This is a genomic window from Chryseobacterium viscerum (assembly GCF_002899945.2).
Lineage (GTDB): Bacteria > Bacteroidota > Bacteroidia > Flavobacteriales > Weeksellaceae > Chryseobacterium > Chryseobacterium viscerum.
The window spans coordinates 128828-152957 of record NZ_PPEG02000001.1 but is presented as its reverse complement, the minus strand read 5'-3'; the positions used below and the strand labels follow the sequence as shown (position 1 = coordinate 152957).

Below are 24130 nucleotides of genomic sequence, written 5' to 3'. Positions count from 1 at the left end.
AATACAATCTATTTAAATTAATAAAGAATGAAAAAGTTTTATCTTTTTATGATGCTTTTTCTGTTTGCATGCGTATCGAATGCACAGATAAAAGTTCAAGGTGTACCGCGAAATGATATTTCCGGGATTAGCAAGCTTAATACTACTACGATCAGTTTTTCTGACATCCAGTATTGGGTGGGGTCTGGAGCAAACCAGGCTGCTTTTGTAGTACAGTGGAATGATGGTAAGAATCCTGATGCGATGGTTTGGGGATTCAAATGGGATGGAAATGCTACGGGTGAAGATATGCTGAAAGCTATTGCTAAAGCAGATCACAGATTATTTACTCTTCTGTATCAGGGAACACAGTTCGGTTCAGCAATTGGAGGAATAGGTTTTGACCTGAACGGGCAAAATACCAATGCATTGATCAAAAGTGGAAATATCACTTATCCGTTGTATCCGGTAAATGGTTTTGTGAATACCACTGCCTATGATTTTGACAGCTATACCATTGTGGATGCTGCCAATGATCACTGGCAATCTGGCTGGACAGTGAATGGATATTGGGCATATTGGGTGAAGAATCCAGCAGATGCCGATTTTGGATATTCCAGCGTAGGAGCTTCCTCACGTGCATTGGAAAACGGTTCATGGGATGTTTGGAATTTTAATGTAGGATTTAATGAAACTCCTATTTCTTCCACCATCACACCGGTTTCGCCATATGTAGCTTCTACCAACTTTACCAATGGATATTTCATGGTGAATGAAGAATGGTTTGGTCATACCAACGGTTCTGTGAATTTCATTGACAATAACGGCCAGATCAATTACCGTGTGTACAGTAACGCCAACAATAACCAGGCCTTCGGAGCAACTACACAGTATGGAACGATCTACGGAGGTAAATTCTATTTCATATCAAAACAGGCTGCTGATGGAGGAGATACTCAGTATACTCCGGGAGGAAGACTGGTGGTTGCTAATGCTCAGACAATGCAGAAAATTGCTGGATTCAACAATATTGGAGGAGGTGACGGTAGATCTTTTGTAGGTGTGAATGAACATAAAGGATACATTGGAACTTCTACAGGAATTGTTCTTTTCAATATTGATAATTTACAGGTAGGTACCCTGATCAGCGGAACAGGTGGAACCGGACAGATCGGAAATATGATCCGTACTTCACAATATGTATTTGCAGTGAAACAAGGGGCGGGGATTCTAGTAATCGATCCTAATACAGATACAGTAGTGAGTACAATTGCCGGAGGTTTCTATTCAGTGGCTCAGGCTAAAGACGGAAGTGTGTGGGGAATTCAGGATCAAAAACTGATTAACATCAATCCTACCACTTTTGCTACACAGATCTACAATATTCCAACTACTAAATATATCGGTGATTGGGGAGCATGGAATGCAGGTAAATTTTCAGCAAGTAATAAAGAAAACGCTTTATACTGGATCAACTCAATAAGCAGCTGGAGTTCAGGAACACAGATTGTAAGATTTGATGTAACGACGAAAACATTTAACGAAAACTTTGCTGCAATTCCAGGACAGACAGGACAATTTAAGCAGATCCCTTACGGTGCAGCTCTTCGTGTAAATCCTATTACAGGAGAATTGGTTCTGAATACAACAGAAAGCGGATACGGAGCACACTATCAGAAAAACTGGATTCATACTTATGATATGACCGGAGCTCTTATCAATACCAAAACTCTGAATGATTACTATTGGTTCCCTTCATTGACAGTGTTTACCAATAATTCAGTTCCTGTGGTGAGTAACGTTTTGCCTTCACAGGTTACCGCTGGAAATACTACAGCAATTGACCTGAAGTCAATAGTTTCTGATGCAGATAACATGGCAGTATCTGTTGTAAAATCTATCAAATCGAACAGCAATCCTACAGTAGTTTCTGTAGCTATTAATAATAATGACGAATTAGTTCTTACGCCAATTACTTCGGGAACATCTGATATTGTCATCAGCTTCAACTCGAATGGTAAATTGGTTGAGAAAACAATTACAGTAAACAGTACAGCTTCAACATTGGCTACTGCTGAGGTGAAGAAACTTGAGTTCAGTATTTACCCTAATCCGGTTACTGATATTCTTACGATTAAAACACAGGAGAAAATCCAGAATGTTTCTATCTATGATGCTTCAGGTAGAGCCGTTAATGCACAGCTGAACAACGGACAGATCAATGTAAGTGCACTTCCAAAAGGTATTTACATTTTGAAAGCTGTTACAGATAAAGCAGTATATCAGCAAAAACTGATTAAAAATTAAGAATACTTTAGATAGCTAATCTTATCAATATAACCCCAACCATTTTTTTTGGTTGGGGTTTTTATTAAGTTAAAAAGACAATATAAATGATAAAAGTAACCTTACACTGATAAGATCGCGAAACATCAGAGATATAAAAAACCCGGCAAGCTTGAAAAGCTTGCCGGGTTCGATTTGTTATGGATCTTTTTTATTTGATGATCACCTTTTTAGAATATGACTTACCTTCTTTTGTGGTAAAGTTCATAATATATACTCCTTGTGGCTGTTTAGTTTCAAACGTGTTTGAGGTCAGCTTAGAACGGAATACTTCTTTTCCTGAAGTATTGGTTAAAGAAACCTCTGAACCTTCTGCAGAAATATTTTTGTCAAGAGTAAACAACCCGTTTTGGCTGTGAGCCTTGAAATTGATAAATGGATCTTTGTATTGGTAAGAATAGTACACTCTAAGCTCACCACCAATATTCAATAATCCTGAATTCACGTTTATTTTAACACGGTCAAAAGGAATATTCATCGTAAGTTCGATTTCAGCTTTGCTTGGATCTGAGTCTCCAAGTTTGATTAGAGTAGAACCAAGACTCTGGTAATCGTTGTTGGAAACATCTCCGTTAAATGTTTCAATAGATACACCTCCCAATACCTGAGCAGATAATGGAGTTCCGTTTGAGCCAATTCCAATCACAAGTTTATTGGTGTTGTTAGCGATATTAGAAGTAGGGAAGATCAAGGTCTGTTCTGTTCTTGCCAGAAGACCCACTGAAACCTGTATGGTAGAGTAGTCGGTTTCGTTACTTCCTACTGCATTTTGAGGGTTTAATACTCCACAGCCCAGGCATACTCCCAGTACCTGATTGGTTTGACTGCTTGCATATGTTTTTACAATCTGTGCAAAAGACATGGTGCCTGTTAGGAATAATAATGATGCCAGAACAGCAGCTTTCATTGTGCGTTGGCTAAGTAATAAATAAGTTTTCATATATAGAAAATTTTGGGTTTTAGCTTTTCGTAAATTTATAAATAAAATGATTATGTTGCTTATTTTATTTCATATTTGTGTGATTTGTTAATAATTTGTTGATATTTATGATTATGAATTTATTTTTATTTAATGAATGTTTCTTTGTATTCCTCTGAAAATGGATGCAAAAAAAATACGGCAAACTTTTCAAGTTTGCCGTATTGTGTTTATCTCTTATTTAATTATTTGATCAAAATTTTTCTTGAATACGTTTTTCCTTCTTTTGTTTGTACGTTCATAATATAAACGCCTTCAGACTGTCTGGGCTCAAATGTATTTGATTTTAGTGTAGAACGGAATACTTCTTTCCCGGAAGTATTGAACAATGTAATTTCAGAACCTTCCACAGAAACATTTCCGCCAAGAGTTACCTGTCCGTTTTGGCTGTGAGCCATGATATTGATCAATGGATCTTGGTAAGCATAATAAATTCTGAAACCGCCACCAAGACTTAATACACCTCCAGTTAAGCCAACTCTAATTCCGTCATAAGGTTTTGTTGGTTTGAACTCTACCGTACCTCTGTTAGGGGTTGCTCCCAGTTTAAGAAGGCTTACATCAACAGTTCTGCGGTCATCATTGGAAGTTCCCCCATTCATGGTCTCAAGAGTTACTCCACTTAATAATTGTACAGATAAAGGGATGTTGTCTGTTCCGATTCCCACAACCAGTCTGGTGTCCGATCTTAAATCAGGAAAAGCCAGGGTTTGCTGGATTCCTCCTAATAATACTGTACCCAATACCATTGTTGAATAGTCATCTTCGTTGCTTCCGATTGCATTCTGAGGATTGTCTACACGACAGCCAAGGCATGCTACTCCAAATACACCAGAGCTTTGAGCGTGTGCATAAATTCTATTCTGCGCAAAAGATAATGTGCTGGCAGAAAATAAAAATAAAGCTGTTAATCCGGCTTTAAAAGAGAATGGGTTTCTCAAAAGTAAATTAAATTTCATGTTATTTATTTTTAGAATGAATAGTTTTATCCAAATTTAGGGATTAATGTGAAAAGTAGAACATAATATTTCTATTATTGGTGATATTTTTAATGAAAATTAATATAGCTTCACAATTAGGAGTAGAAATAACATGGTCCTTGATTGATGGGGAATTTTAAGTGAAGGGAAATAGTATTACTTTGATCTCGCTGTAGTGTAGCTTGGAAAATCAATATAATGATGGCCTAAAGAGGTGGATCTTTTTGAATCGGGTTTACTTGTAATAGAGTCTTACTATATAGAAACGAAAAAAAGACTTTCGAAAAAGTCTTTTTGTAGCCCGTAGGGGAATCGAACCCCTCTTACCAGAATGAAAATCTGAGGTCCTAACCGATAGACGAACGGGCCCTCTATCTTCCGTTACCGAAATAACGTGTTAGTTTTTGTTTTTATAAGTATCAACTCTTAATCTTGTAGCCCGTAGGGGAATCGAACCCCTCTTACCAGAATGAAAATCTGAGGTCCTAACCGATAGACGAACGGGCCGGTTAGATTTTTGTTGTAAAGAATAGCTTTTCTACTTTGTGTTTAAAAAACCACTGATGTTATACAGTGGTTTTTTAAATTGAAGTAGCCCGTAGGGGAATTGAACCCCTCTTACCAGAATGAAAATCTGAGGTCCTAACCGATAGACGAACGGGCCAGCTATACTTTTACGCTAATTTATTAACGTGCTTTGTTAATTTACTCTTCAAGTTAGCCGCTTTGTTTTTGTGGATAATATTTTTCTTAGCTAATTTATCCAATAAAGCGATAACTTTTGGTAGTTGCTCTGTAGCAACAGCTTTGTTTTCTTCACCTCTTAAGGCTTTCAATGCTGTTCTAGCAGTCTTGTGGTAATATCTGTTACGAAGTCTTTTAGTTTCGTTTTGTCTGATTCTTTTTAACGCTGATTTATGATTTGCCATATCGTTTAAATGTGAGTGCAAAACTATAAACTTTTTTTTAAACTACCAAATTTATTTTGAAAATTTTTAATTTTCTTCTGATAGGTATTTTCTAAGCTTATTTATTGCTTGTTCTATTTTTAAATTTTCTTGTTCTTTCTCTATTTTTTTGATCGTATTTCCTAGCATGATCAGTGCATTATTCCATTCTCCAGTGGTATTGGTGAAAGTAAGTCCGTCAATTGTTACTTCAAAAGCAATCCTTTCTCCAGTCCTATAAAGTCTGAAACTGATTTTATCATCTTTGCCTGTAATCCCGCCTTCATTGATTTGTAAATCATAACTTTTTGGGTTAGAGTGGATTTTCTTAAAAAGCAATTTCGCTTCTTGAATTTTTAAATCCGGCATGATATAAAATTTGATAGCCTGTAGAAAACTACAGACAATGATTTATCAATATTGTTTTTCATCAGTGTGACCATATTTGTGTGACCAATTATGGCTGAAATTTTTGCAAATATAATACTTTTGTAATATATAAAGTAAATAGAAGGATATTTTCATTATCCATAATAGTAATTCTCAGATTGTCAGTATGCTATAACTGCATACATTTAATTGTTTTATCAGATTACCTAAAAACAATCCTATTTAAAATGATTTTGAAAGGAAAGGAGAGTAGAAAATAGCCGATAAAAAAACTTTAACTGATCCAGTGTATAAGTCCACAAGGATTAGATAGTGAATTTTTTTTACGATGGTCCGAATTATTAAAGTATAATTTTTTAGATTATATTCTCACCACTTAATTTTATATTCTTAACTATCTTCAAATAATTTTAATTTAAAGACAGCAACAGAACTTCCGCAATTTCGTAAAAATATGTTTACTAAAGAGTTGATTACTTTTAGTATAGTACAAATTCAAAAATAAATAAAAACAAAAAGTCAAGTGATTGAGGAGTAAGGAATTCCTAAAATTACTTTATATAAATGGCTGATCAAATATCAGAAATAAAGTATATATCATTAGGGTACAAAGGTTATAAATAATTCCTTCATAAAGTTTCCGTTAAAATAATTCCAGTTTTCCGTAATTCTATTACACAGATTAGATTTTATACTAGCTGTGTCCTTCTTATGAATTTCTTTCTTTAGCTATTAAAAATTTGAATTTGCATTAAGAAATATCCTATGTTGCTCTATACCTATTAAAAAATCTCAAAGGCTATAGAATATTTTGGAAATCAATATATTATTTTATAATCATGGAGTTTGTTTTCTTCTGGATCCTATAAATTAAAGAATACAATTTTTGATTTATCAAAAATTGTATTCTTTAATTTTATTTGTATGTATTAAATTTTATTTAGTCCGTAATATAAGCTTTAGCTGGGACACTGTTTACAGCAAATGCCACTAAGTTAGCAAACCATCTTGTGCCTCTTAATGTATATGCACCTCCCGTACAATTGGTTGTTGATTTTGGACTTGTATTACTACAGGAAATACTAGCCTGACCTAATCCATCGTCATCACCGGAATAAAATAAATAATTTGTCGGATCCCAAAAGCCTACAATAGGATTTCCAGCAGTTGAAGAGCGTAGAAAAGCAAGATCCGTACGAGCGGTTGTTACTGACCAGGCCTGACCATTAGGGTTAGAGTATCCTAAACCAGTCACATTGCCAAATGTTCCTTTAATTGGAGAATTTTGAAAATTTGTCAGTGGAGAATCCCAATACATAAATCCTGAATATCCAGCATTAACTGCTGTTACGCTAATTTTGGATAATATTGTTACCCAATCATAATTGACATTATAATCATCTCCCTCCATAATAATAACAGACTTGTGCGTTGCCATATATGAAACGAGAGCATTTTCGGTAGCATCATTCCATACATTTGCAGAGGCTGCTCCTACTCCTGAAAAATAAACAATGTCATATTGAGAAAATGTAGTTGCTAAATTCGATTGGTTTATGGTATTATAAGCAACCGCATCAAATTGCACATTCGCCAATTTAACGACCCCACCCGAACCAAATTCAGAGGCATTGCTGTTGACCAGGTTATTAAACCATCCTCCTCCTACTGTTCCCAAATTATAGCCCCCAGTCAATGAAAGGACTTTTACAATTCGTGCTGATTTTGCTTGTTGTACCGTTGTGCTTACCAGACAGGTAGATCCTCCGGAAGTAATCGACCAAGTATAGCTTCCTGCATCAGTAGGAGTTCCTAATGGAGAAAGTATAACCGTTTGTATGCCGGTAGATGTAAAATCACCATTTCCCACAAATTGTACCCCATCCGTAACACTGGATGCAATATTATAAGGTCCTATAGAGCTGACATTCACGGTCATTGTTATCGTTGCAGTCGGTGGATCTCCGGCGCTTAATGTTCCATTAAGCGTTGTATTCGTACAATCCGTTGTAAAACTGGTGCCGGTAGTACTCGATAAACATTTCCATCCTTGTGATGGTCCCGACCCTGTATAAACCTGGAGCTCTCCTCCGGATGTATTACAGTTTGTACAGTCGGTACAATAAATAACTAATCCGGCAGCGGGACTCGGAATTGCATTTTTTTGAGCATTGAGCATTCTGGGAGGGAGTAATCCTTTTTGTACAGAAACGATATCCAAAACAGCAGAAGGATCTGGGGTTTGGGTATTAATGCCTACTTGAGCCATTATTGAATTTAGAGACATAATAAATACAATAATGAGGTTTCTTCTTGCGAGGGAATAATTTTTTTTTTCATAATTTCACACTTTTATGTATGGTTCAAATTTATCTATAAATAAGAAGATGTGTGTGATATTTTAATATCCACATTTATCCAATAAGCTCAAAAAGATGCTGGATAAGTATGGATATCTTTCTTATATTTGTAATATATCAATGAATTACATGAAAGGAATAGAAATTATAAATAAGCTGGAAGATAAGATTTTCAACATTGGAATTGATGAAACTCAAGGTATAATTGAAAAAGAGAAAAATAAATTAATTAATATTTATATATTTTTTATTACCATTACAATTCCTCTATTAATTTTAGCATTTTTAATATGGACGCCAGGTTATAATTTTTTCTTTAACGTGATTGGATTTATGATCCTTTTTGGAAGCTATTTTGTGTTTACCAATTTGAGATTTAATACTTTTGTAAAGTTCCTTTATATATTAGCTAATATATTTGAGATTTTTTTCAACTCATCTTTTTATGGCACTGGCTTTATTCTGGAATTATATTTTATTCCCTATTTATTAGCAACATCTTTTTTATTTGACTTTAAAAAAGATATTTATTATGTCACATTAATTTTTTCATTAGTTTTTTTCCTCATTATAGTAAATCATATTACCGATTTCAGATTATTTTACAATAAAAGATATACAGCCGATTTTCATGAGAACCTGGGTGATATTACTAGTATATATTCTCTGCTTTTTATAATATTAAATATATATTTTATCAATAGAAAAGATAATATAATAAAGACTAATATTGATGCAAATAATCCACTACAAAAAGAGAGTATGAATGTAGATCAGTTGCAAGATTTTATTTCAAAATCTAAAAAAAGCAATGATGGATTTATGACTGAGTTTAATTATTTTTTTTCGGATTTTATTAAAAAGCTATTAGCAATCAATCCTAAACTTATCGCATCAGAACTTGAAGTGTGCGCTATGTTAAAACTAAATTTTTCCACAAAAGAAATCGCTGTTTCTACCAATTCAACTATCGCAGCAATCAATAGAAAGAAAAATAGATTAAGAAAAAAATTAAATATCTCAAGTACTGAAGATCTTAATATCTGGATTATTAAACTATAGATGTAACTATTTCAATTTCTATAGTTTGAGGATGAAATTATTGCTTTCTTCTCTATAGGATTTATTAAAAGCTTGCTAAGATTGACCAAGTCATGCAGCTGTTTTCCTATTTGTTTAAAGGTAATATTAAGGCATAAAAAAAAGGACTTGTTGAAAAGTCCTTTTTTATGGGTTGTAGCCTATAGGTTAAATAATAGGCTAGTTTTCTTTGTTCAAATAATTTTGAGTTGGCAAATATAACAAAAGTTTTTTGATTTTCACTTCTTTTATTTGATACTCTCCCCATACACGTTTTGTCGAAGTTTCGTAGATGTGCCGTGAACTTTTCGTGAACTTATTTTTCCACAAGAAAATCCAATACCTTCAAAGGTTAATAAATGTTAAAGAAATCTATGTTAAAGAGCTTTAACATTTCCTCGTGCGAAAAAACTGAAAATGTTAACAAAAGTTAAATTTTATGTAAAGTAGCCCAAAACAGGCAAAAATCGGGAGTCTCGAATCAACAGGGAAGTTATATAAACTGTAAGGCTTACATATTATTGAAGTGTAAACTTACAAAAAAGAAATAAATAATTAAAAAATTACATTATGTCAGTAAGTTATCGTGAAATTAAATTGAAAGACAACAAGAGAGTGACTCTTGAATTTGATTTAAACCTCAACGGCAAAAGAAGAATGTTCAGACCTAAGATCACCTATGTCGAAAGTCCAAGGACAGCAGCAGAACGTCAGGAAAGAAAAGAAAAGCGCCAATTGGCAGACAGGATGAGGGCAAGATTGGAGGTTGATGAGTTGTATGCAACCAATATGCTTGACAAAGGTTTTCAGTGCAACAAAGACTTCTTTGAATATTGCAAGGAATTTATAGTAAGGAAAGCACCTCATTGCGAAATGCGTACTTACAATGCAATGGTTGAAAAGCTTAAGACATTCAATAAAAGGAAAAAGCTGCATTGTTCAGAAATTAATGAAGAATTTTTGATCTCCTTTAAAGATTATCTCAATTCAACATTAAATGGAAGTACCCCATTCAACTATTTCAAAAAGCTGAAAAGAATTATCAAAGAAGCAACCATTGCCAAGCATTTCAAGGCTGATCCTTGCCAGCACTTAAAAAACATCAAAGGAATTTCTGCTGAAAAAGATGTTTTGACACTAGAAGAAACCATCTCATTATCAGATACCCAATGCTCCAATGACAACGTAAAAAGAGCCTTTCTTTTCAGTTGCTTGTCGGGACTTAGATTTTGCGATGTAAAAGCTCTTGTTTGGAGTAACATTAGCAGAGATAATGTTTTAACAATAGTTCAGATAAAAACTAAAGAAAAACTTGTAATGCCTCTCCACCCCAATGCGGTCGATTTATTGGGAAACCGGAAAAAATCAGGAGACTCGTTGGTTTTTAACCTGCCTACACATACAGGCTGTTTGAAAATCCTTAAGAAATGGACATCCGATGCAGAAATTGACAAGCACATCACTTGGCACTGTTCAAGACATACTTTTGCAACCTCATTGGTTTTTGAAGAAGTTGGTATCAATACCGTTTCATCACTGCTCGGACATAAAGACCTGAAACAAACACAAATTTATGTCCGTACCGCTGAATTGTCAAAAACCAATGCGATTAATAAGCTGCCAGACATATTCATAAACAACACCAATCGAGCGAACAAGCAAAGCAGAATCAATGGGAAATAACAAATTCCCATGATCTTTCAGGAAGGTGCTTTTGATTAAGACTTGCAATCTCTTTGGAGCTATTCAATTTTTGTTGATCACAGAATTTTGCAATCAAATTTTCTCTTTGTCAATCAATTAAATTTTTTTCTTGACTTTTGTTTCTTTTGTTCGACCTTGTTCCTTGGTGTATATTTTTGTGAAGTTTTCACGATGTTTTTTGATTGTTAAAGTTAGTTAATTATTGGCTAAAAAACCTCCAAAATAGTTAAAGTTTTAAAAAAAATCAAGAATTCAGTTGAAATAACCCCTCCAAGAAACGACATCGAAGTTATCCTAAATGTAAGCTTACACAAAATGAATTATAAATTTTACAAAAAAGGACAACATTATGTCAGTAAAGTATAGAAAAATCTTATCAAAAGACAAGAAGAGGTACATGATTGAATTTGACTTCAACATGAACGGCATAAGAAAGAAATTCAGACCTGGGATCACCTTTCCTGCCAATCCAAGGACAGCACAAGAGCGTCAGGAGATAAAAGCAAAGCTTCAATTGGCAGATAAAATGAAAGCACAAATGGAAATTGATGAGCTGTATGCTATCAATATGATAGGGAAAGGTTTTCAATGGAACAAAGATTTTTTTGAATACCTTGAAGATTTCATAGAGAGAAAAGTTCAACCTTCTGAAAAGAGAACCTACTTAGCAATGCTAAAAAAATTCAAGCGCTATGTTGGAAGAAACAAGCTCCCTTGCTCTGATATTGACGAGGAGTTCTTGTTGGGGTTCAAAGATTATCTTGATCTGGAACTATCGGGTGTTTCTGCCTACAACTATTTCAAAAAGCTGAAAAGAGTCATCAAAGAGGCAACTATTGCTAAGTATTTCAGGACAAATCCCATGGCTGAAATTGTCAACAGCAAAGGTAAATCAAAAGAAAAAGAAACTTTGGTATTTGAAGAGGTGAAAGCCCTATTGGAAACAGAATGCCGAAATGAAGAAATCAAAACAGCCTTTCTGTTCTGCTGTTATACAGGTATTCGTTTTTGTGATGTTCAGGCATTGACATGGAATAGCATAAAAAATAATACCTTAGACCTTGTTCAAATCAAAACCAAAGAACGCTTAACAATGGATCTTCACCAAGATGCTGTCAGACTTTTGGAAATCTCCAAAAGACAGAACAATGACAAGCTTGTTTTTCAACTGCCGACCAGTACCACCTGTCTGAAAGTTTTGAGGGAGTGGGTTGCAAAGGCAGGAATCAATAAACATATCACTTGGCACTGTTCAAGGCATACCTTTGCTACACTTTTAAATTACCAGAATCAAAATATCACCACGATTTCCAAGCTGTTGGGTCACAAAAGCCTGAAAGAAACGGAAATCTATATAAGAGTGGCAGAAAACGCAAAATCAAAAGCTGTCAAAAGTCTTCGCTCAATGTTTAAATAATACAATAATATACAATGAAACAACCAGAACAACCTACCAACAACAAATTTTATGATATTTTAGTTGAAATCAGAAATCTGATGCTTTTGAAAAAGGAAATCCTCAATATTGACGAGGTTGCTTTGTACACAGGGTTTGAAAAATCCTACCTCTACAAACTGACAAGCAGGAGAGCCATTCCGCACTACAAAACCCCTGGAGGGAAAAGTATATTTTTCAAAAGGGAAGAAATCAACGATTGGCTTACTCAGATCAAAATACCAACTAATGATGAAATTGAGACTGAGGCTACTTTAATAAATCAACGGATCAAACGGAAATAGAAAAGGGCAACCCAACTTCAAAACAAAAGTTGGGTTTTTCAAAACACAAGAATTTTTAAATAATCTGACCTATCTCCTTTCTGAAATCAGAATTTCAGTTTTTGAAATTCTCTGAAAAAATTTTCAGACCTCACTTTTTGAGTGAAAATAGATAAAAAGCGTACTAAATTTCTGATAAAAGAAAGATAGATAGGTATTAATACAAGTGGCAAAAAAAATGACAGACACAGTGAAATTTATTTTGTTGCCCTCATATACGAAAGAGGGCTGGAATGTGGATGAAATCAAATCGAAACTTGAACCTTTTGAGAAGTTCCACAGAATTGGTTTTAAACCTGATGGTTTCATAAAAAATATGGCAATTTGGGTTAATGAGAGGAAAATAGTTGTTGAAGGAAGTATTGCCAAATATTGGCAGAAAAATAATGTTGAAAATTTTGATTGGAGAAATTTTAGAAAAGCCATTGATTTGCTTTCCTATGAATTGGGTGTACCATTGGAGAATGGAAAAATTATTAGGCTTGATATTGGAGTAAATATTGGCTTGAATCAGGAAGTTGTTGATTATTTTCCTGAGTTGCAACGTTTGGAATTTTTTCAGCGAAATACTGCCAGAGAAACAACACTTCGGTATCAGGGAAATAGTGTTGGGATTAATTATCTTTTGTATGACAAACTATCTGAATTTAGAAGCAGGGAGAAGCTAATTGATGATGATTTGAGTTTTTTAACTGATGAAAAACACTTGATGCGAATTGAAATACAGATGCAATCAAGAATTTCTGAGATTGTGGGTATAAAAGATGTTAGAATTTACGATTTGTTTGAGGAAGAAACCTGCAAGCATATTTTGAGGCTATGGTATAATACATACTTTGATATTGAAAAAGAGGCTTTGCTGATCTATCCAGAAAGATTGAAAGGTTTGCCAGGATTTGACAAATTTATGCGAAGATATATAGTACAGACAATGGGCTGGGAACGATTGGATTTTTTGATGAAACAAGGAGTGAAGAAAAAATGTCTTTATTCGAGTGATAAATCAAAAAGACTTGCGTTGTTTAAAGATGCAATGTTGGATAATTTCAGCTTTGAATTTGAACAACATACCAAGGAACTGAGCCACAAAGTGAAAGTTGCCTATGTTGAAGGCTTAAAACAGATTTTCAGAATGAAGAAGAAATCTGTTGAAAAATTAGTCAAGTAGGTCGTTGTTGACCTACTTTGTGCTTTTTAAAAGAAATCAAAGAGAATCAAAGAAAAAATGTCAAATCCTTGAAATTCTCTTTGTTGAAACGAAACAGAGAAAGAAATTAGAAAAATTTCTATCTTTGCAATTCAAATTTTATCGAAAAATAAAAGTGTAAAACTTTTGCTTTTGTCTTGAGAATCGGCAAAATTCTAAATACTACAAAATGCAAACAGTTTCAGCGCACTTGTCTATATGGCAAGTGGCTTATCCTGTTTTTATGTAGTATGGGCTTTGCCGAGCCTTCAAGACTAAAAGCATGTGATAACCACTTGCTTTTCTTTTTTTCCAGAAAAGCTGTTTTACGATAGACTTCATCATATCATTGAAGATTAAAACAGTAACAATATGAAAAACAATTATGGTTTTTTCTTCCTTTTATTGACTTTGACGGTCTTTTGTCAAGGCGTAAAGGGACAAGAAACAGAAAAGCTGGAACAATGGATTTTTCCAGCCAAAAACAATTTTCTTTCTCTGAAATCCAAAACAAATTCAGAAGACTTTTTCAGGATCAACTACTTCAAAATTTCAAATCAGCTTGTCGGAACAACCCTTGAAATCGGATTCATGAACTCAGACCCCAGTGCTAAGCTCTTTGAGATCGGGAATGATGAAATTTCATTGATTAGAACAAAAGACGGAGCTTTTGGGGACATGGGTGGAGAGGAACATGATTTTGGGAAAAATAACATTTATTTCAAGCTTCCTACCCCAATGGGAACAACCAAATGGAGCTATGCAGATTATGGCGGAACAATTTATTATGGTCAGTGCTATTGGAAAACAGGAAAAGAAAAACTTCTTGTTATTGAAAGGCAAATGTCAGGAAGACAGCAATTCCCTGAAAAAACAGTTGAATACTATTCTAAGGACGGAGGATTGGTAAAACAGGAAAATTTCAACATAAAAACGAGCAAAATTACAGAATCCTACGCTGTTGAAGAATCAGGATTTGATTCTGAGACGAATATTCAGGATTTTCCTTTGTTTGGTTATTTAGAATCAATTGAAAAAGACAAGTCATCCCAGACAAAAGAACAATCAAATACCGCTAATCAACCTCAAAACAACATATCATATCCAGACGGAACAATCCCGAAAGAATATGTAGTGCAGGTGTTTTTAGACAAAGGTTTGCCTTACACTGTCAAAGATACTCTCATCATCAGAAACAAACGAGGAGTATCAGGAATACCAGCACCAAAATATTTCAAAGGTGAGCAAGGGGTTTACTATGACGGAAATACAATACCTCACGGTGATTGGATGATTGATGCAAAAATAGTGAGTATTTCCTATTTCAAACAACCCTTTTCATTTGTTCAACAGTTGTATTATTCAGACGGAGAGGGGAATTTGAGAAAAGTTACCAATCCAAGATTCTACGTTGATATTGATTACAAACTCAATAATACATCAACCTCAAAAGACTTTGTTATGAGAGATACACTTGATAAATGTTCTGACTTATACAAAGAGCTAAGTCCGAAAATGCAGAAACAAGGAATTTATTTGGTAGTCAACAAAACCAGTGAGGAAAATGTGAAATCACAGAAAATTGTACGAATAAACTTTGAGGAAGAATGAAAAAGACTGCTGTAATATCAACAACTATCCTCCTCCTGTTTTCCTGCTCCAAAAGAACAACAATAGAGCAGGTAGATTATGATTTGAAAGGAATACTTGAAAACAAGGTGGAGGTTCAGAATCTTGAACTCAGCAAAATCTCACCTTTTTCTGAAAACGGTCAGGAATTAGACAGCGTTTATTTTGATTGTGAACTTTTGTTTATCGAGGACTTGTTTTCAGAAGATTTCAAATTCAACAAAGGTATGAATGTATCTGCTCAAAACAGTGTGTTTATTTATGACAAATCAAACAGATTGGTGGGCTTGAAGTTTGGAAAAACAAAATTGAAATAAAATTAAAATGTAATACGTCAAGTTCTGTCGTTACCCGAATCTACATTTGGCTCATAATAAATTCAAATGATATGATACAAAGATTAGATTACGTTCTGAGTAGGAATCTCGACAGTCCTTATGGAAAAAACAGTGTGTTTTTTGAAACATTTGTTGTTCCTCCCGAAGATTTCGATAAAATCCCCGAAACTAAAGAAACAGATCGCATAAAATATACTTTCATACTATGTAAGAGTGGTGTTGAAGTGTTTGATAGATACGAAAAAGAGGAGGTAGAAGAGAAACAATTTAAAGTTTTCTATGAAGAAGATGACCCTAAAAAAAGTAACTTTTTTGGTACTGCCTGTCGGGTAAAAATGGGAAAAGATGCCAAAAACTTCTTTAACAGAATTTATAGTAATAATCAAAATACCACATATGTAACTCCAACAGAATCAATAACAGTAAGTGGGTTTGATAATCTTGTTAGAGAGCTTGCAGATGATAAAAAGATAAACGAAACTCTTTTAAAGGGTGCCATCTATTTGGAAATTGCAGAACAAACCAAATTGAATGAAGCCTTTAAAAAGGTATTTTCTTTAAATAATCAATTGGCTGATTGGCTTAGAGGAGGTATTGAAACTGTTGAAAATTGGAAATTCACGGAAGAAAATTATGATTACGAGAAGTATTTTGTATTACCGATGTACAGTACTTATCAAAATAAAGTAGGTACAAGCGGATTTCAAAAACAAGAAGCAAAATATAAGCCTATCATTCCTGTTCCTATTTCTGCCAGAGAATACAAAACTATGCAGAATGCTTCTGAAATAGCAAGTGAAGGATTTAACAAGCTCAAAGACTTTGTAGATTATTTTGATGAAATTTCCCTAGCAATAGTTTCAACTGTTGTTAAAGCAACCCCAACAATAGCGGACGATATTTTCTTTGCTGTAGTCTTCTATTTAAAGAATTTCATAGAAGTTAATATCCCTGAAAGCATTAAAAATGTATATAATAAACTCAAATCATTCTTTACGGATGTTTTAGATGTCATTTCTGGGATTGGAGCGTTTATAGGAGAAAAAATCAATCAGGAAATAGCAAAAATCAATGCTTTTTTATGTGGATTACTTAATGGTCTTATCTCATTGGCTCAAACAGTAATTATGTTATTAGCCATGATTACTGACAATCTTCCTTTTTTAAATATGGAGAAATTAAGCCCTGTAGAACTTACAAAACATCAAGAAAAGTTAGAGTTTATTGAAGATTTTGTAGATTTATTTGCTGAAAATTCAAAAGAGTTTCTTAGTGGAATTAAAAATATTTTTAGCACAGGTAAAATTTGGAAAGAAATTTCACAATTTACTGACATGCTAAAAAAGAAATTTTCAGAACTTAATGACTATTTTTGGGCATACTTTGTAGGTGCTATTGCTTTTGAACTTATTTTGGATGCTATTATTGCATATTTTACAGGAGGCGCATCTCTTGCTGGAAAAATCTCTGAGAAGATAGCACAGGCAGCAGGTAAAATTAGTAGAGTATCTCAAAAATCAGCAAAATTAGGAAAAGCGATAAATTTTTCTAAAAACATAGGTAAGAAAATTGGTAATTCATTGGCAGACCTTTGGAAATGGTTAAAAAAGGAATTTTTAGAGTTAGTAGAAGCAGTAAAAAGTGGGAATTTAGCTCATTATTTGAAGAAAAAATTTTACGAATTAACAGATGATGTGGAAGGTTTGCGTAAATTGGCTTTTGGAAGATGGCTCAGTAAATTTGACAAAGGTTTTTTCAATCATCTTGAAGGAGAGTTTAATACTGAACTTTTTATAAAAAACCTGCCTTCGGGTTTCAAATACACAGATGAAGTTTTAGTTTCCCAAGGAGGACACAGAGGTTCGGGAATCTTCAACGGAGCAATAGACGTAGAGAAAATATTAGACCCTGAAGGAGTTTATTCTATGGCACAATTGGCAGATGATGTTCCTTTTAAGGCTAAAATCAGTATAAAATACAAAGATGGTTATTTAGTAAAAAATGCAGAATCTTCTATGTTCCCTAAAAATTGGGACGTTAAAAGAATACAGGAGGAAATAGCATATGTGTATGAAAATACCGTAGTTAAAGGACAAGGAGTAAATCCAGCCTCATTGGGCAAAAAATTTAAACAATATAAGTTCAAAGACTCTTCAGGTAGGTTTGACATATTAATTGAGGTTGATGATGCAGGAAATATTATGAATGCATATCCACTGCTGTAAAATAAAAATATTATACAAAATGAAATATACATTTAAAAAAGATATGTGGGGAGACACAATCTTACACTCTATTCAGAGTGAAGAAAGTACTATAAACCACTTTGGTAGTTGGAATTGGACACCACAAAAAATTCAAAGTTTAATTGACGGTGTGGAACAAAGCAAAAACAAAGATTCTGATGAATCCTTTGACTGGCAAAACGAGGATGTTTTCTTCCGAAGCAATAAATATGGGGTTTTCTTTGTAGATCTAATGAAGCAAAGAGCAGGAGAAAAGTCTAAAAAACAGGATTTAGATTTGAATCATGATGAGTTCATTAAATTTTTGCAGGATTTTAAAAAATTTGTTGAAGAAAATAGTTGATAAATTTGAATAATAACAAGTAATTTTTAGTTTACTCTTAACATAAAGAGACTGTCTTAATCAAAGGTATGAATATATATGCTCAAAACAATGTTTATTTATGGTAAATTAAATAGGTTAAAAGCTTTGAAATTTTGAAGAACGAGATTAATGGAAGTGCTTGATGAAATGGAAAATTTTTAGAATCAATTTTAACTTGTATATTTAAAAAATTAATAACCATAAAAATTTCAACAATGAATTTATTACAAGCAAAAGAAAAAATTAGATTGTACAGAAGATTAAATGAGCAGGATTTATCATTTAGACATCGAGATTTTGATAATTACAATGAATTTTTTACTGATGAAAAATTAGATTCTTTTCAAGAAACGCTTCTTGAATATGAACAAAAAAAAGTTTCACAAGCTTTAAATCCAGAAAACCAATTTTTTGCTCTTTATGGAGGTCAATATATAGATAAATATTTGGCGGCAAAAGTTGATGGGGGGTATAGGCTACACTTTGAATTTAATCACATATTATTTTATGAGCTATTTAATTTTTTTAAAGAAGGAGTAGAAAAATTAATTGCTGTTTTAAAAGAAAGGTTTTGGATTTATCATGTTGAAAGTAAAAATGCCTATTATATTCCTTACAATGCTTACCAAGATTTTTTTTCACAGCTGGGCGACGAAGATATTAAGGAAGCGATAAGGTTTTTGGTAAGAACAGTAACGTATACAGTTGTTTCAGATGAAGATCAATTTGAGACAAAAATAGATATAGGATTGATAAATAGGTATTTGTCAAATCTTGACAGATATATATCAAATTAAAAAAACTGTCTCAATTGAGACAGTTTTTAGTATAAGCCAATATCATATCCAAGATTTGCTAATCTAAAAGTCATTGCTTGTTCACTTACAATAAATTTTTTTGCTAAGTAGTCTATAGGGTTTATATTGTCTGTAATTGCTGCATTTTCAATCTCAAGTTTTAATAATGTTTTAGGCATTAATAAAGCCGCCGCAAAATGATTAGCTTCTCTTTCTTGAAGTTGTTCACCGCTAGATGATGCACTATTTCTAAACATAACCTTTGGAGTTTTGTCAATAAATAATGGTTTATCAGAATGAAGAATAAAATGCCCCAATTCATGTGCTATGGTAAATCTTCTTCTTGCTTGATTTTTTTCACCTTTATTATAAGAAATTACAGGTCTGTCATTAATTCTGACAAAAAGTCCAGAAATGTCATCGTTTAAATTCTCAGGAACAACATCAACATTTAATTGTTTTGCTAACGCTACAACATCAAACCCTGCCTCAAAAAAACCTTGCTGTTTTAATATTTGTTCAGCTTTTGTTTCAATGTAACTATAAGTGTTAGTCATTTTTTAAATTTTTATTGATTAATTTTTCAAGAAATTTTTTTGTTTTATCATCTAGATTTTGATCATTTAAAAATTTTTCTACCTCACCTTTATTTTTTGATTCAATTTCTTTCTCTATTTCAGAATATGCGGGTAAGATAGATTGAATATCAATATCCAATTCATTACATATTTGATATAGTATATGTAATGGAGGGTGCTGCTTACCTTTCTCTATATTTGATATAGAGGTTCTGCCAATATTGGGGATTTTTGCTGATAATTCAGTTTGACTCAATTTTTTATTGATTCTTAATGATTTGAGTTTCCCCCCAACCATCGAATATAAGACTTTACTGAATGTACTCATACTATGATAAACGATTCTTTCCTTTATTTATTTTGTAAATCTACAATATCCTACTCAATTAAACAATGATTTTTGTTATATGACACATTGTCATATTTTTTAACTTGGTATAAGTTTTGTTATTTTGTAGTGAAATGTCAATATTTAGTGCATTTGTTTAATGATGTCAATTAAAATGGAATTTTAAGAATGATTATGAATGAAAATTTAAAATTTGTGCTGGAAAGATGTGATCACTACATTGAAAGTATTCAATCTAAAAGTAATTTATATATTGCTTTAAACACGTTTATATTAACAGGTGTAATAACATTGATTCTATCAGTGGACAAAAATAAAGTGGATAATCTAATGTACTTTATATTAGTTTCAATGGTTATTGTTAGTTGTTGTTCAATAATCAAAGTACTTGTTGCTTTAACTCCGTACCTAAAAACAAAAAATAATCGATCTCTAATATTTTTTGGTGACGTTTCAAAAACTGAGTTTTCAACTTTTGAAAATTCTTATAAGAATGTTACTGAAGAAGAATTTAGGGATGATTTGATTTGTCAAGTTCATAGTGTCTCGACAGGTTTAAGTAAAAAATATAAAGAACTTAACTCTGCGGGTAGGTTAGTAGTAGTCCAATTTGTATTAATTATATTTTGGATTTTTTTATATGTATTTAAAAATTTATAATATTATGGAGGTTTTTAACTCTTACAAAAAAATCATTGAGTCTGCGTTGAACAATGATAATTCTTTAAACTTGTCACTTAATGAAAGTGCATATGCAAGAACGAAGTTTTTCTCTTTAAATGATTATGAAAGTTCTAAGAAAGAACTATCAAGACCAAGAGATTTAGAACTATTGGCTTCTGGATTAGGTATAAAAGAAATCACAGAACAAAAAGTTGGGCATCATCCTGATTTTGTTCATCTGAAAGGAACAAAGAATAAGGAGAATCATAATATTGTGTCTGTTTTCATTGATGTAAAGGGATCGACAAATCTTTACAAAAAATATGATAATGAAACGATCTTTATTATTACGGATACCATTCAACTTCTAGGTATTAATTTAGTCAAAATATTTGGTGGTTTTATCCATAGGCTGCAGGGTGACGGTTTATTTGTTTATTTTGGAGGAAAAGGTGTAGATAAAAAGTCTGCAAATACACATGCTTTAATTGCAACCAGTTTATTTAATGCCTTTTTAGAAAACGACTTAAAGCAATTATTTGAACAGCACGGTATCGAGAAAATTAAAACAAGAATTGGAATTGATTTCGGAGATGATAAGGATGTTTTGTGGGCGATGTCAGGAATTGGAGAATCAAGTGAAGTAACTACTGTTAGTTTACATACTAGTCTTGCTCCAAAAATGCAACACTATGCGGATTCTAATGGGACTGTTATTGGTAAAAATGTTATTGATTTTGGAGAAGTTGATAAAGATTTATACACTCCTGTTGATGATGAAAGGTACATTTATAAAGACCCTCAAAAAAGTTTTTATTACGGACAATATAAATTTAATTGGTTGAAATTTTTAAAGCAGTTAGACTTTGTGGTAACCTCACATTTTAATGGAAATATCGAAATTAAGCCAAACAGACCTAATTATTTGTCGGAATTACAATCTTCCACTATAAAACCCATTGCAGAAGTTAATAGACCATGGCTAAACAGGTAATCAAAAATGACTTTAATAAAGCAGCACTAAAATACCCTAAAATCAAACTTTTTTGGGAAGAGGATAATTTTATATGTAGAGGAAGTGTTGATATATTTGATAAAATGAATGTCTATTGGGATTCATTTAATATTAAGATTGTCATTAACATTAAAAAATATCCATACTATTTTCCTGTTGTTTATTTAGAAGATGCAAGAATTCCTAAAAATGAAAAAAGGCATATACATTCTGATAATAGTTGCTGTGTTGAAGTTGAGCAAAAACAATCATTAAGAGCAAGAAAAGGAATAACAATACTTCAGTTTTTGGACGAATATGTTGTTCCTTATTTTGCCAATCAATTGTATTTTGAAAAGGAGAAGATGTGGGCTAATGGTGATTATCAGCATGGATTTGATGGGAAACTACAAGATTATTTTGAAATGACTGGTATAAAGAATCTCCTGGAGTTGCAGTATTTACTATCTAATCTTGAAAAAACATTTAATCTAAAGATGTATGAGGTTTGTTTTTGTGGATCAGGAAAAAAATTAAAGTATTGTCATAAAGAGTCATTAAAGAAAATTTTGTCTTTGCCTAAAACTCAAATTGGAAATGATTTGAATGCTATTGAATCAATGATGTCAAAGAGGTGATTTTTAAATTTGTAAATATATTAAACCAATAAAAATATTTCCGAAATCTATCAATTGGTAAACAGGCTTATTTTAAGCCTGTTTTTTGTTTTTTCAATCGCAATCCTCTTTTTCAGACAAAAAAGAAAATTCAAGGAGCTTCCAAGCCTTAGAGCGAGAGAATGTTTCCGAATCAATTTCAAGAAACAAAAATATAACAAAAGGAAAGGGAAATTTTAGAAATCAAAAAAGATTTTCGAAATTCGCCTTGTACAAAGCGTGTACGAGAGTTCTTTTAAAATTCGTGGAGATTCCGTTGACTTTTGGAATAAAAAAATCCCTGAACCTTGTATTGATTAGGGATTGAGTGGTATAGTTTAGTAGCCTATAGGGGAATCGAACCCCTGTTGCAAGAATGAAAATCTTGAGTCCTGACCACTAGACGAATAGGCCAAATTTTGAGGTTGCAAAAATAACAATTAACTTTTTAACCTCAAAATTTCTTTTTAAAATTATTTATAAACTTTTTGTATCACGGTGTTTTTTACACCTTTAGCCTCAAGATCTTTTTGAAGCTTTGCTGCATCTTCAAGGGTGTATACTTTACCATAGGTGTAATAAAAGACTCCATTATCTTTCTCCCTTTCTACATCTTTCAAGTTTTGAAGGATATAAGAATTACCATTCAATTTATCACCGGCATAGACTTCTATCGTATAATATCCCATGCTGATTCTTTGGTTGGGCATGAACCCTACCGCAAAAGAGTTTCTGAAACCTGCATCTTTAGCTGTTTTAAGATTGATGTCTTTTACAGAAGCCATGTTGGTTACAGCATAGTAATACTTGTATTGACCATTTTCTTTAAGGGTAAGAATATAATTCAGACCTTTCAGGGCAGGATCATTTTCATTGTATTTTGTAGGAGAGCTCATCAATAGAATTCTGAAATCATTTTTCAAAGGTGCTTCAGCTGGTTTTTCTGGCTCAGGCTTTTTAACGGTGAGAGAACCTCCTGATTTTCTATCAATTGCTTTCTTATAATCTATAATCGCATTGTAGATACTTTCTGCAATCTCCGTCTGTCCTTTGTCTGAAGCAATATAATGACTTTCTTCAGGATGGTTGATGAAACCAGTTTCAATAAGTACAGATGGCATGGCATTCATACGGAGAACGTGAAGGTTCTTCTGGAAAACCCCTCTGGAAGATCTTTTGTCTTTGTTCACAAAATTATCTTCTACTAATCCTCCCAAAAGAAGACTTGATTCCAGATATTTATTCTGCTGAAGTTTTAAGGCAATTAATGACTCGGGAGAATCAGCATTGTAAGATCCGAATGTCTGCTTGTCTTTTTCATCCAGGAAGATCACGTCATTTTCTCTTTTGGCAACCTCAAGGTTCTCATTGTTCTGGTTAGGTCCCTGAACATAGGTTTCTGTACCATAAGCTGTAGGTCTTTGAGAAGAATTACAGTGAATGGATATAAAAAGATCAGCTTTACTTCTGTTAGCCAGATTGGTTCTGTCGGATAGAGAAGGGTACTCGTCGATTTTACGGGTGTATATTACTTTGAAGTCTCTGTTTTTTTCTAACATGGCTCCTACTTTTAGTGTAATAGCAAGTGTAATATCTTTTTCTGCGACTCTTCCGATGTCTGCATAGGCCCTGTTGGCGCCATGATCACTTCCTCCGTGTCCCGCATCCAGAACGATAGTAAACTTCTTCTGAGAGAGAATAAAGTTGCTGGTAAGGAGAAGGAGAAATGATAAAATTATTTTAAAATTTTGTTTGTGCATCTTACAGTTATAAAAATTATATTAAT

22 protein-coding genes and 4 tRNA genes are annotated in these 24130 nt (G+C 33.0%); 14 read left to right on the top strand and 12 right to left on the bottom strand.

The annotated features are described in order from the left end of the window. Positions 1–27: 27 nt before the first annotated feature. On the top strand, positions 28–2286 hold the full coding sequence (locus tag C1634_RS00770; protein ID WP_109737772.1) for a T9SS type A sorting domain-containing protein: 2259 nt from the start codon (positions 28–30) through the stop codon (positions 2284–2286). A gap of 190 nt (positions 2287–2476) precedes the next feature. On the opposite strand, the gene C1634_RS00765 is transcribed toward C1634_RS00770, so the two are convergent. The 8 genes from C1634_RS00765 to C1634_RS00730 all read right to left on the bottom strand — a co-directional run bounded on the left by C1634_RS00765 (position 2477) and on the right by C1634_RS00730 (position 7890). Continuing rightward, on the bottom strand, positions 2477–3265 hold the full coding sequence (locus C1634_RS00765) for a T9SS type A sorting domain-containing protein (RefSeq protein WP_103233385.1): 789 nt from the start codon (positions 3263–3265) through the stop codon (positions 2477–2479). Between the two features lie 224 nt (positions 3266–3489). After that, positions 3490–4263, bottom strand: coding sequence for a T9SS type A sorting domain-containing protein (locus tag C1634_RS00760; protein ID WP_103233386.1), 774 nt, complete (start codon positions 4261–4263; stop codon positions 3490–3492). Positions 4264–4581: 318 nt separating this feature from the next. After that, positions 4582–4653, bottom strand: a tRNA-Glu gene (locus C1634_RS00755). A gap of 66 nt (positions 4654–4719) precedes the next feature. Beyond that, positions 4720–4791 (bottom strand) — tRNA-Glu (locus C1634_RS00750). Between the two features lie 85 nt (positions 4792–4876). Continuing rightward, positions 4877–4948: transfer RNA gene (locus C1634_RS00745), tRNA-Glu, on the bottom strand. Between the two features lie 10 nt (positions 4949–4958). Further along, positions 4959–5213 (bottom strand): 30S ribosomal protein S20, encoded by a 255-nt coding sequence (gene rpsT / locus C1634_RS00740; protein WP_103235339.1) that lies wholly within the window; start codon positions 5211–5213, stop codon positions 4959–4961. A 66-nt stretch (positions 5214–5279) separates the two neighbouring features. Next, the gene (locus C1634_RS00735; RefSeq protein WP_109737771.1) at positions 5280–5600 is read right to left on the bottom strand and encodes a hypothetical protein; all 321 of its coding nucleotides are present in this window, start codon (positions 5598–5600) and stop codon (positions 5280–5282) included. Between the two features lie 961 nt (positions 5601–6561). Beyond that, a complete protein-coding gene (locus C1634_RS00730; protein ID WP_103235337.1) occupies positions 6562–7890 on the bottom strand; it encodes a hypothetical protein in 1329 nt (442 codons plus the stop codon). A 220-nt stretch (positions 7891–8110) separates the two neighbouring features. Between C1634_RS00730 and C1634_RS00725 the strand changes: the two genes are divergently transcribed. From C1634_RS00725 to C1634_RS00680, 10 genes are all read left to right on the top strand, one after another. Continuing rightward, positions 8111–9043: a helix-turn-helix transcriptional regulator gene (locus C1634_RS00725; protein WP_109737770.1), complete on the top strand. Its 933-nt coding sequence runs from the start codon at positions 8111–8113 to the stop codon at positions 9041–9043. Between the two features lie 588 nt (positions 9044–9631). After that, positions 9632–10744, top strand: a complete 1113-nt coding sequence (locus C1634_RS00720; RefSeq protein WP_109737769.1) for a site-specific integrase — start codon at positions 9632–9634, stop codon at positions 10742–10744. A gap of 370 nt (positions 10745–11114) precedes the next feature. Beyond that, positions 11115–12182 carry a tyrosine-type recombinase/integrase gene (locus C1634_RS00715; protein ID WP_103234613.1) on the top strand — a complete coding sequence of 356 codons (1068 nt, stop codon included), beginning with the start codon at positions 11115–11117 and terminating at the stop codon, positions 12180–12182. A 14-nt stretch (positions 12183–12196) separates the two neighbouring features. Then, entirely contained in the window at positions 12197–12505 is a 309-nt protein-coding gene (locus C1634_RS00710) for a helix-turn-helix transcriptional regulator (RefSeq protein ID WP_103234612.1), read from the top strand. A gap of 217 nt (positions 12506–12722) precedes the next feature. Next, a complete protein-coding gene (locus C1634_RS00705) occupies positions 12723–13712 on the top strand; it encodes a hypothetical protein (RefSeq protein WP_123921338.1) in 990 nt (329 codons plus the stop codon). A gap of 390 nt (positions 13713–14102) precedes the next feature. Beyond that, positions 14103–15341 (top strand): hypothetical protein, encoded by a 1239-nt coding sequence (locus C1634_RS00700; RefSeq protein ID WP_109737768.1) that lies wholly within the window; start codon positions 14103–14105, stop codon positions 15339–15341. Next, entirely contained in the window at positions 15338–15676 is a 339-nt protein-coding gene (locus C1634_RS00695) for a hypothetical protein (protein WP_103234609.1), read from the top strand. The genes C1634_RS00700 and C1634_RS00695 overlap by 4 nt, the downstream gene beginning before the upstream one ends. Positions 15677–15747: 71 nt before the next feature. After that, a complete protein-coding gene (locus C1634_RS25855) occupies positions 15748–17922 on the top strand; it encodes an EndoU domain-containing protein (RefSeq protein ID WP_165835243.1) in 2175 nt (724 codons plus the stop codon). A 19-nt stretch (positions 17923–17941) separates the two neighbouring features. Further along, positions 17942–18286 carry a hypothetical protein gene (locus tag C1634_RS00685; RefSeq protein WP_103232455.1) on the top strand — a complete coding sequence of 115 codons (345 nt, stop codon included), beginning with the start codon at positions 17942–17944 and terminating at the stop codon, positions 18284–18286. A gap of 236 nt (positions 18287–18522) precedes the next feature. After that, positions 18523–19104, top strand: a complete 582-nt coding sequence (locus C1634_RS00680) for a hypothetical protein (RefSeq protein ID WP_103232456.1) — start codon at positions 18523–18525, stop codon at positions 19102–19104. A gap of 26 nt (positions 19105–19130) precedes the next feature. Here C1634_RS00680 and C1634_RS00675 read toward each other — a convergent pair whose 3' ends face one another. Then, the gene (locus tag C1634_RS00675; RefSeq protein WP_103232457.1) at positions 19131–19661 is read right to left on the bottom strand and encodes an ImmA/IrrE family metallo-endopeptidase; all 531 of its coding nucleotides are present in this window, start codon (positions 19659–19661) and stop codon (positions 19131–19133) included. Then, positions 19654–20010 carry a helix-turn-helix domain-containing protein gene (locus C1634_RS00670; protein WP_103232458.1) on the bottom strand — a complete coding sequence of 119 codons (357 nt, stop codon included), beginning with the start codon at positions 20008–20010 and terminating at the stop codon, positions 19654–19656. The genes C1634_RS00675 and C1634_RS00670 overlap by 8 nt, the downstream gene beginning before the upstream one ends. Positions 20011–20205: 195 nt before the next feature. On the opposite strand from C1634_RS00670, the gene C1634_RS00665 reads away from it, so the two are divergent. The 3 genes from C1634_RS00665 to C1634_RS00655 are packed head-to-tail and all read left to right on the top strand — an operon-like array spanning position 20206 to position 22326. Then, complete coding sequence (locus C1634_RS00665) at positions 20206–20691, top strand: Pycsar system effector family protein (RefSeq protein WP_123921336.1); 486 nt, start codon at positions 20206–20208, stop codon at positions 20689–20691. A gap of 4 nt (positions 20692–20695) precedes the next feature. Next, entirely contained in the window at positions 20696–21688 is a 993-nt protein-coding gene (locus C1634_RS00660; protein WP_123921334.1) for an adenylate/guanylate cyclase domain-containing protein, read from the top strand. Beyond that, the gene (locus C1634_RS00655; RefSeq protein ID WP_109737767.1) at positions 21673–22326 is read left to right on the top strand and encodes an SEC-C metal-binding domain-containing protein; all 654 of its coding nucleotides are present in this window, start codon (positions 21673–21675) and stop codon (positions 22324–22326) included. Before C1634_RS00660 ends, C1634_RS00655 begins: the two co-directional genes overlap by 16 nt. 360 nt (positions 22327–22686) lie before the next feature. Here the strand turns inward: C1634_RS00655 and C1634_RS00650 are convergent. Then, positions 22687–22758 (bottom strand) — tRNA-Glu (locus tag C1634_RS00650). A gap of 59 nt (positions 22759–22817) precedes the next feature. Next, entirely contained in the window at positions 22818–24104 is a 1287-nt protein-coding gene (locus C1634_RS00645; protein WP_103232462.1) for an N-acetylmuramoyl-L-alanine amidase family protein, read from the bottom strand. Positions 24105–24130 lie beyond the last annotated feature (26 nt).

Bases quoted from the DNA above. Each gene is read 5' to 3' on its own strand.
- C1634_RS00655 (WP_109737767.1), top strand. From the start codon at position 21,673: ATGGCTAAACAGGTAATCAAAAATGACTTTAATAAAGCAGCACTAAAA.
- C1634_RS00735 (WP_109737771.1), bottom strand. From the start codon at position 5,600: ATGCCGGATTTAAAAATTCAAGAAGCGAAATTGCTTTTTAAGAAAATC.
- C1634_RS00715 (WP_103234613.1), top strand. From the start codon at position 11,115: ATGTCAGTAAAGTATAGAAAAATCTTATCAAAAGACAAGAAGAGGTAC.
- C1634_RS00730 (WP_103235337.1), bottom strand. From the start codon at position 7,890: ATGGCTCAAGTAGGCATTAATACCCAAACCCCAGATCCTTCTGCTGTT.
- C1634_RS00680 (WP_103232456.1), top strand. From the start codon at position 18,523: ATGAATTTATTACAAGCAAAAGAAAAAATTAGATTGTACAGAAGATTA.
- C1634_RS00695 (WP_103234609.1), top strand. From the start codon at position 15,338: ATGAAAAAGACTGCTGTAATATCAACAACTATCCTCCTCCTGTTTTCC.
- C1634_RS00760 (WP_103233386.1), bottom strand. From the start codon at position 4,263: ATGAAATTTAATTTACTTTTGAGAAACCCATTCTCTTTTAAAGCCGGA.
- C1634_RS00770 (WP_109737772.1), top strand. From the start codon at position 28: ATGAAAAAGTTTTATCTTTTTATGATGCTTTTTCTGTTTGCATGCGTA.
- C1634_RS00705 (WP_123921338.1), top strand. From the start codon at position 12,723: ATGACAGACACAGTGAAATTTATTTTGTTGCCCTCATATACGAAAGAG.
- C1634_RS00665 (WP_123921336.1), top strand. From the start codon at position 20,206: ATGAATGAAAATTTAAAATTTGTGCTGGAAAGATGTGATCACTACATT.
- C1634_RS00720 (WP_109737769.1), top strand. From the start codon at position 9,632: ATGTCAGTAAGTTATCGTGAAATTAAATTGAAAGACAACAAGAGAGTG.
- rpsT (WP_103235339.1), bottom strand. From the start codon at position 5,213: ATGGCAAATCATAAATCAGCGTTAAAAAGAATCAGACAAAACGAAACT.
- C1634_RS00725 (WP_109737770.1), top strand. From the start codon at position 8,111: ATGAAAGGAATAGAAATTATAAATAAGCTGGAAGATAAGATTTTCAAC.
- C1634_RS25855 (WP_165835243.1), top strand. From the start codon at position 15,748: ATGATACAAAGATTAGATTACGTTCTGAGTAGGAATCTCGACAGTCCT.
- C1634_RS00710 (WP_103234612.1), top strand. From the start codon at position 12,197: ATGAAACAACCAGAACAACCTACCAACAACAAATTTTATGATATTTTA.
- C1634_RS00700 (WP_109737768.1), top strand. From the start codon at position 14,103: ATGAAAAACAATTATGGTTTTTTCTTCCTTTTATTGACTTTGACGGTC.
- C1634_RS00675 (WP_103232457.1), bottom strand. From the start codon at position 19,661: ATGACTAACACTTATAGTTACATTGAAACAAAAGCTGAACAAATATTA.
- C1634_RS00660 (WP_123921334.1), top strand. From the start codon at position 20,696: ATGGAGGTTTTTAACTCTTACAAAAAAATCATTGAGTCTGCGTTGAAC.
- C1634_RS00765 (WP_103233385.1), bottom strand. From the start codon at position 3,265: ATGAAAACTTATTTATTACTTAGCCAACGCACAATGAAAGCTGCTGTT.
- C1634_RS00645 (WP_103232462.1), bottom strand. From the start codon at position 24,104: ATGCACAAACAAAATTTTAAAATAATTTTATCATTTCTCCTTCTCCTT.
- C1634_RS00685 (WP_103232455.1), top strand. From the start codon at position 17,942: ATGAAATATACATTTAAAAAAGATATGTGGGGAGACACAATCTTACAC.
- C1634_RS00670 (WP_103232458.1), bottom strand. From the start codon at position 20,010: ATGAGTACATTCAGTAAAGTCTTATATTCGATGGTTGGGGGGAAACTC.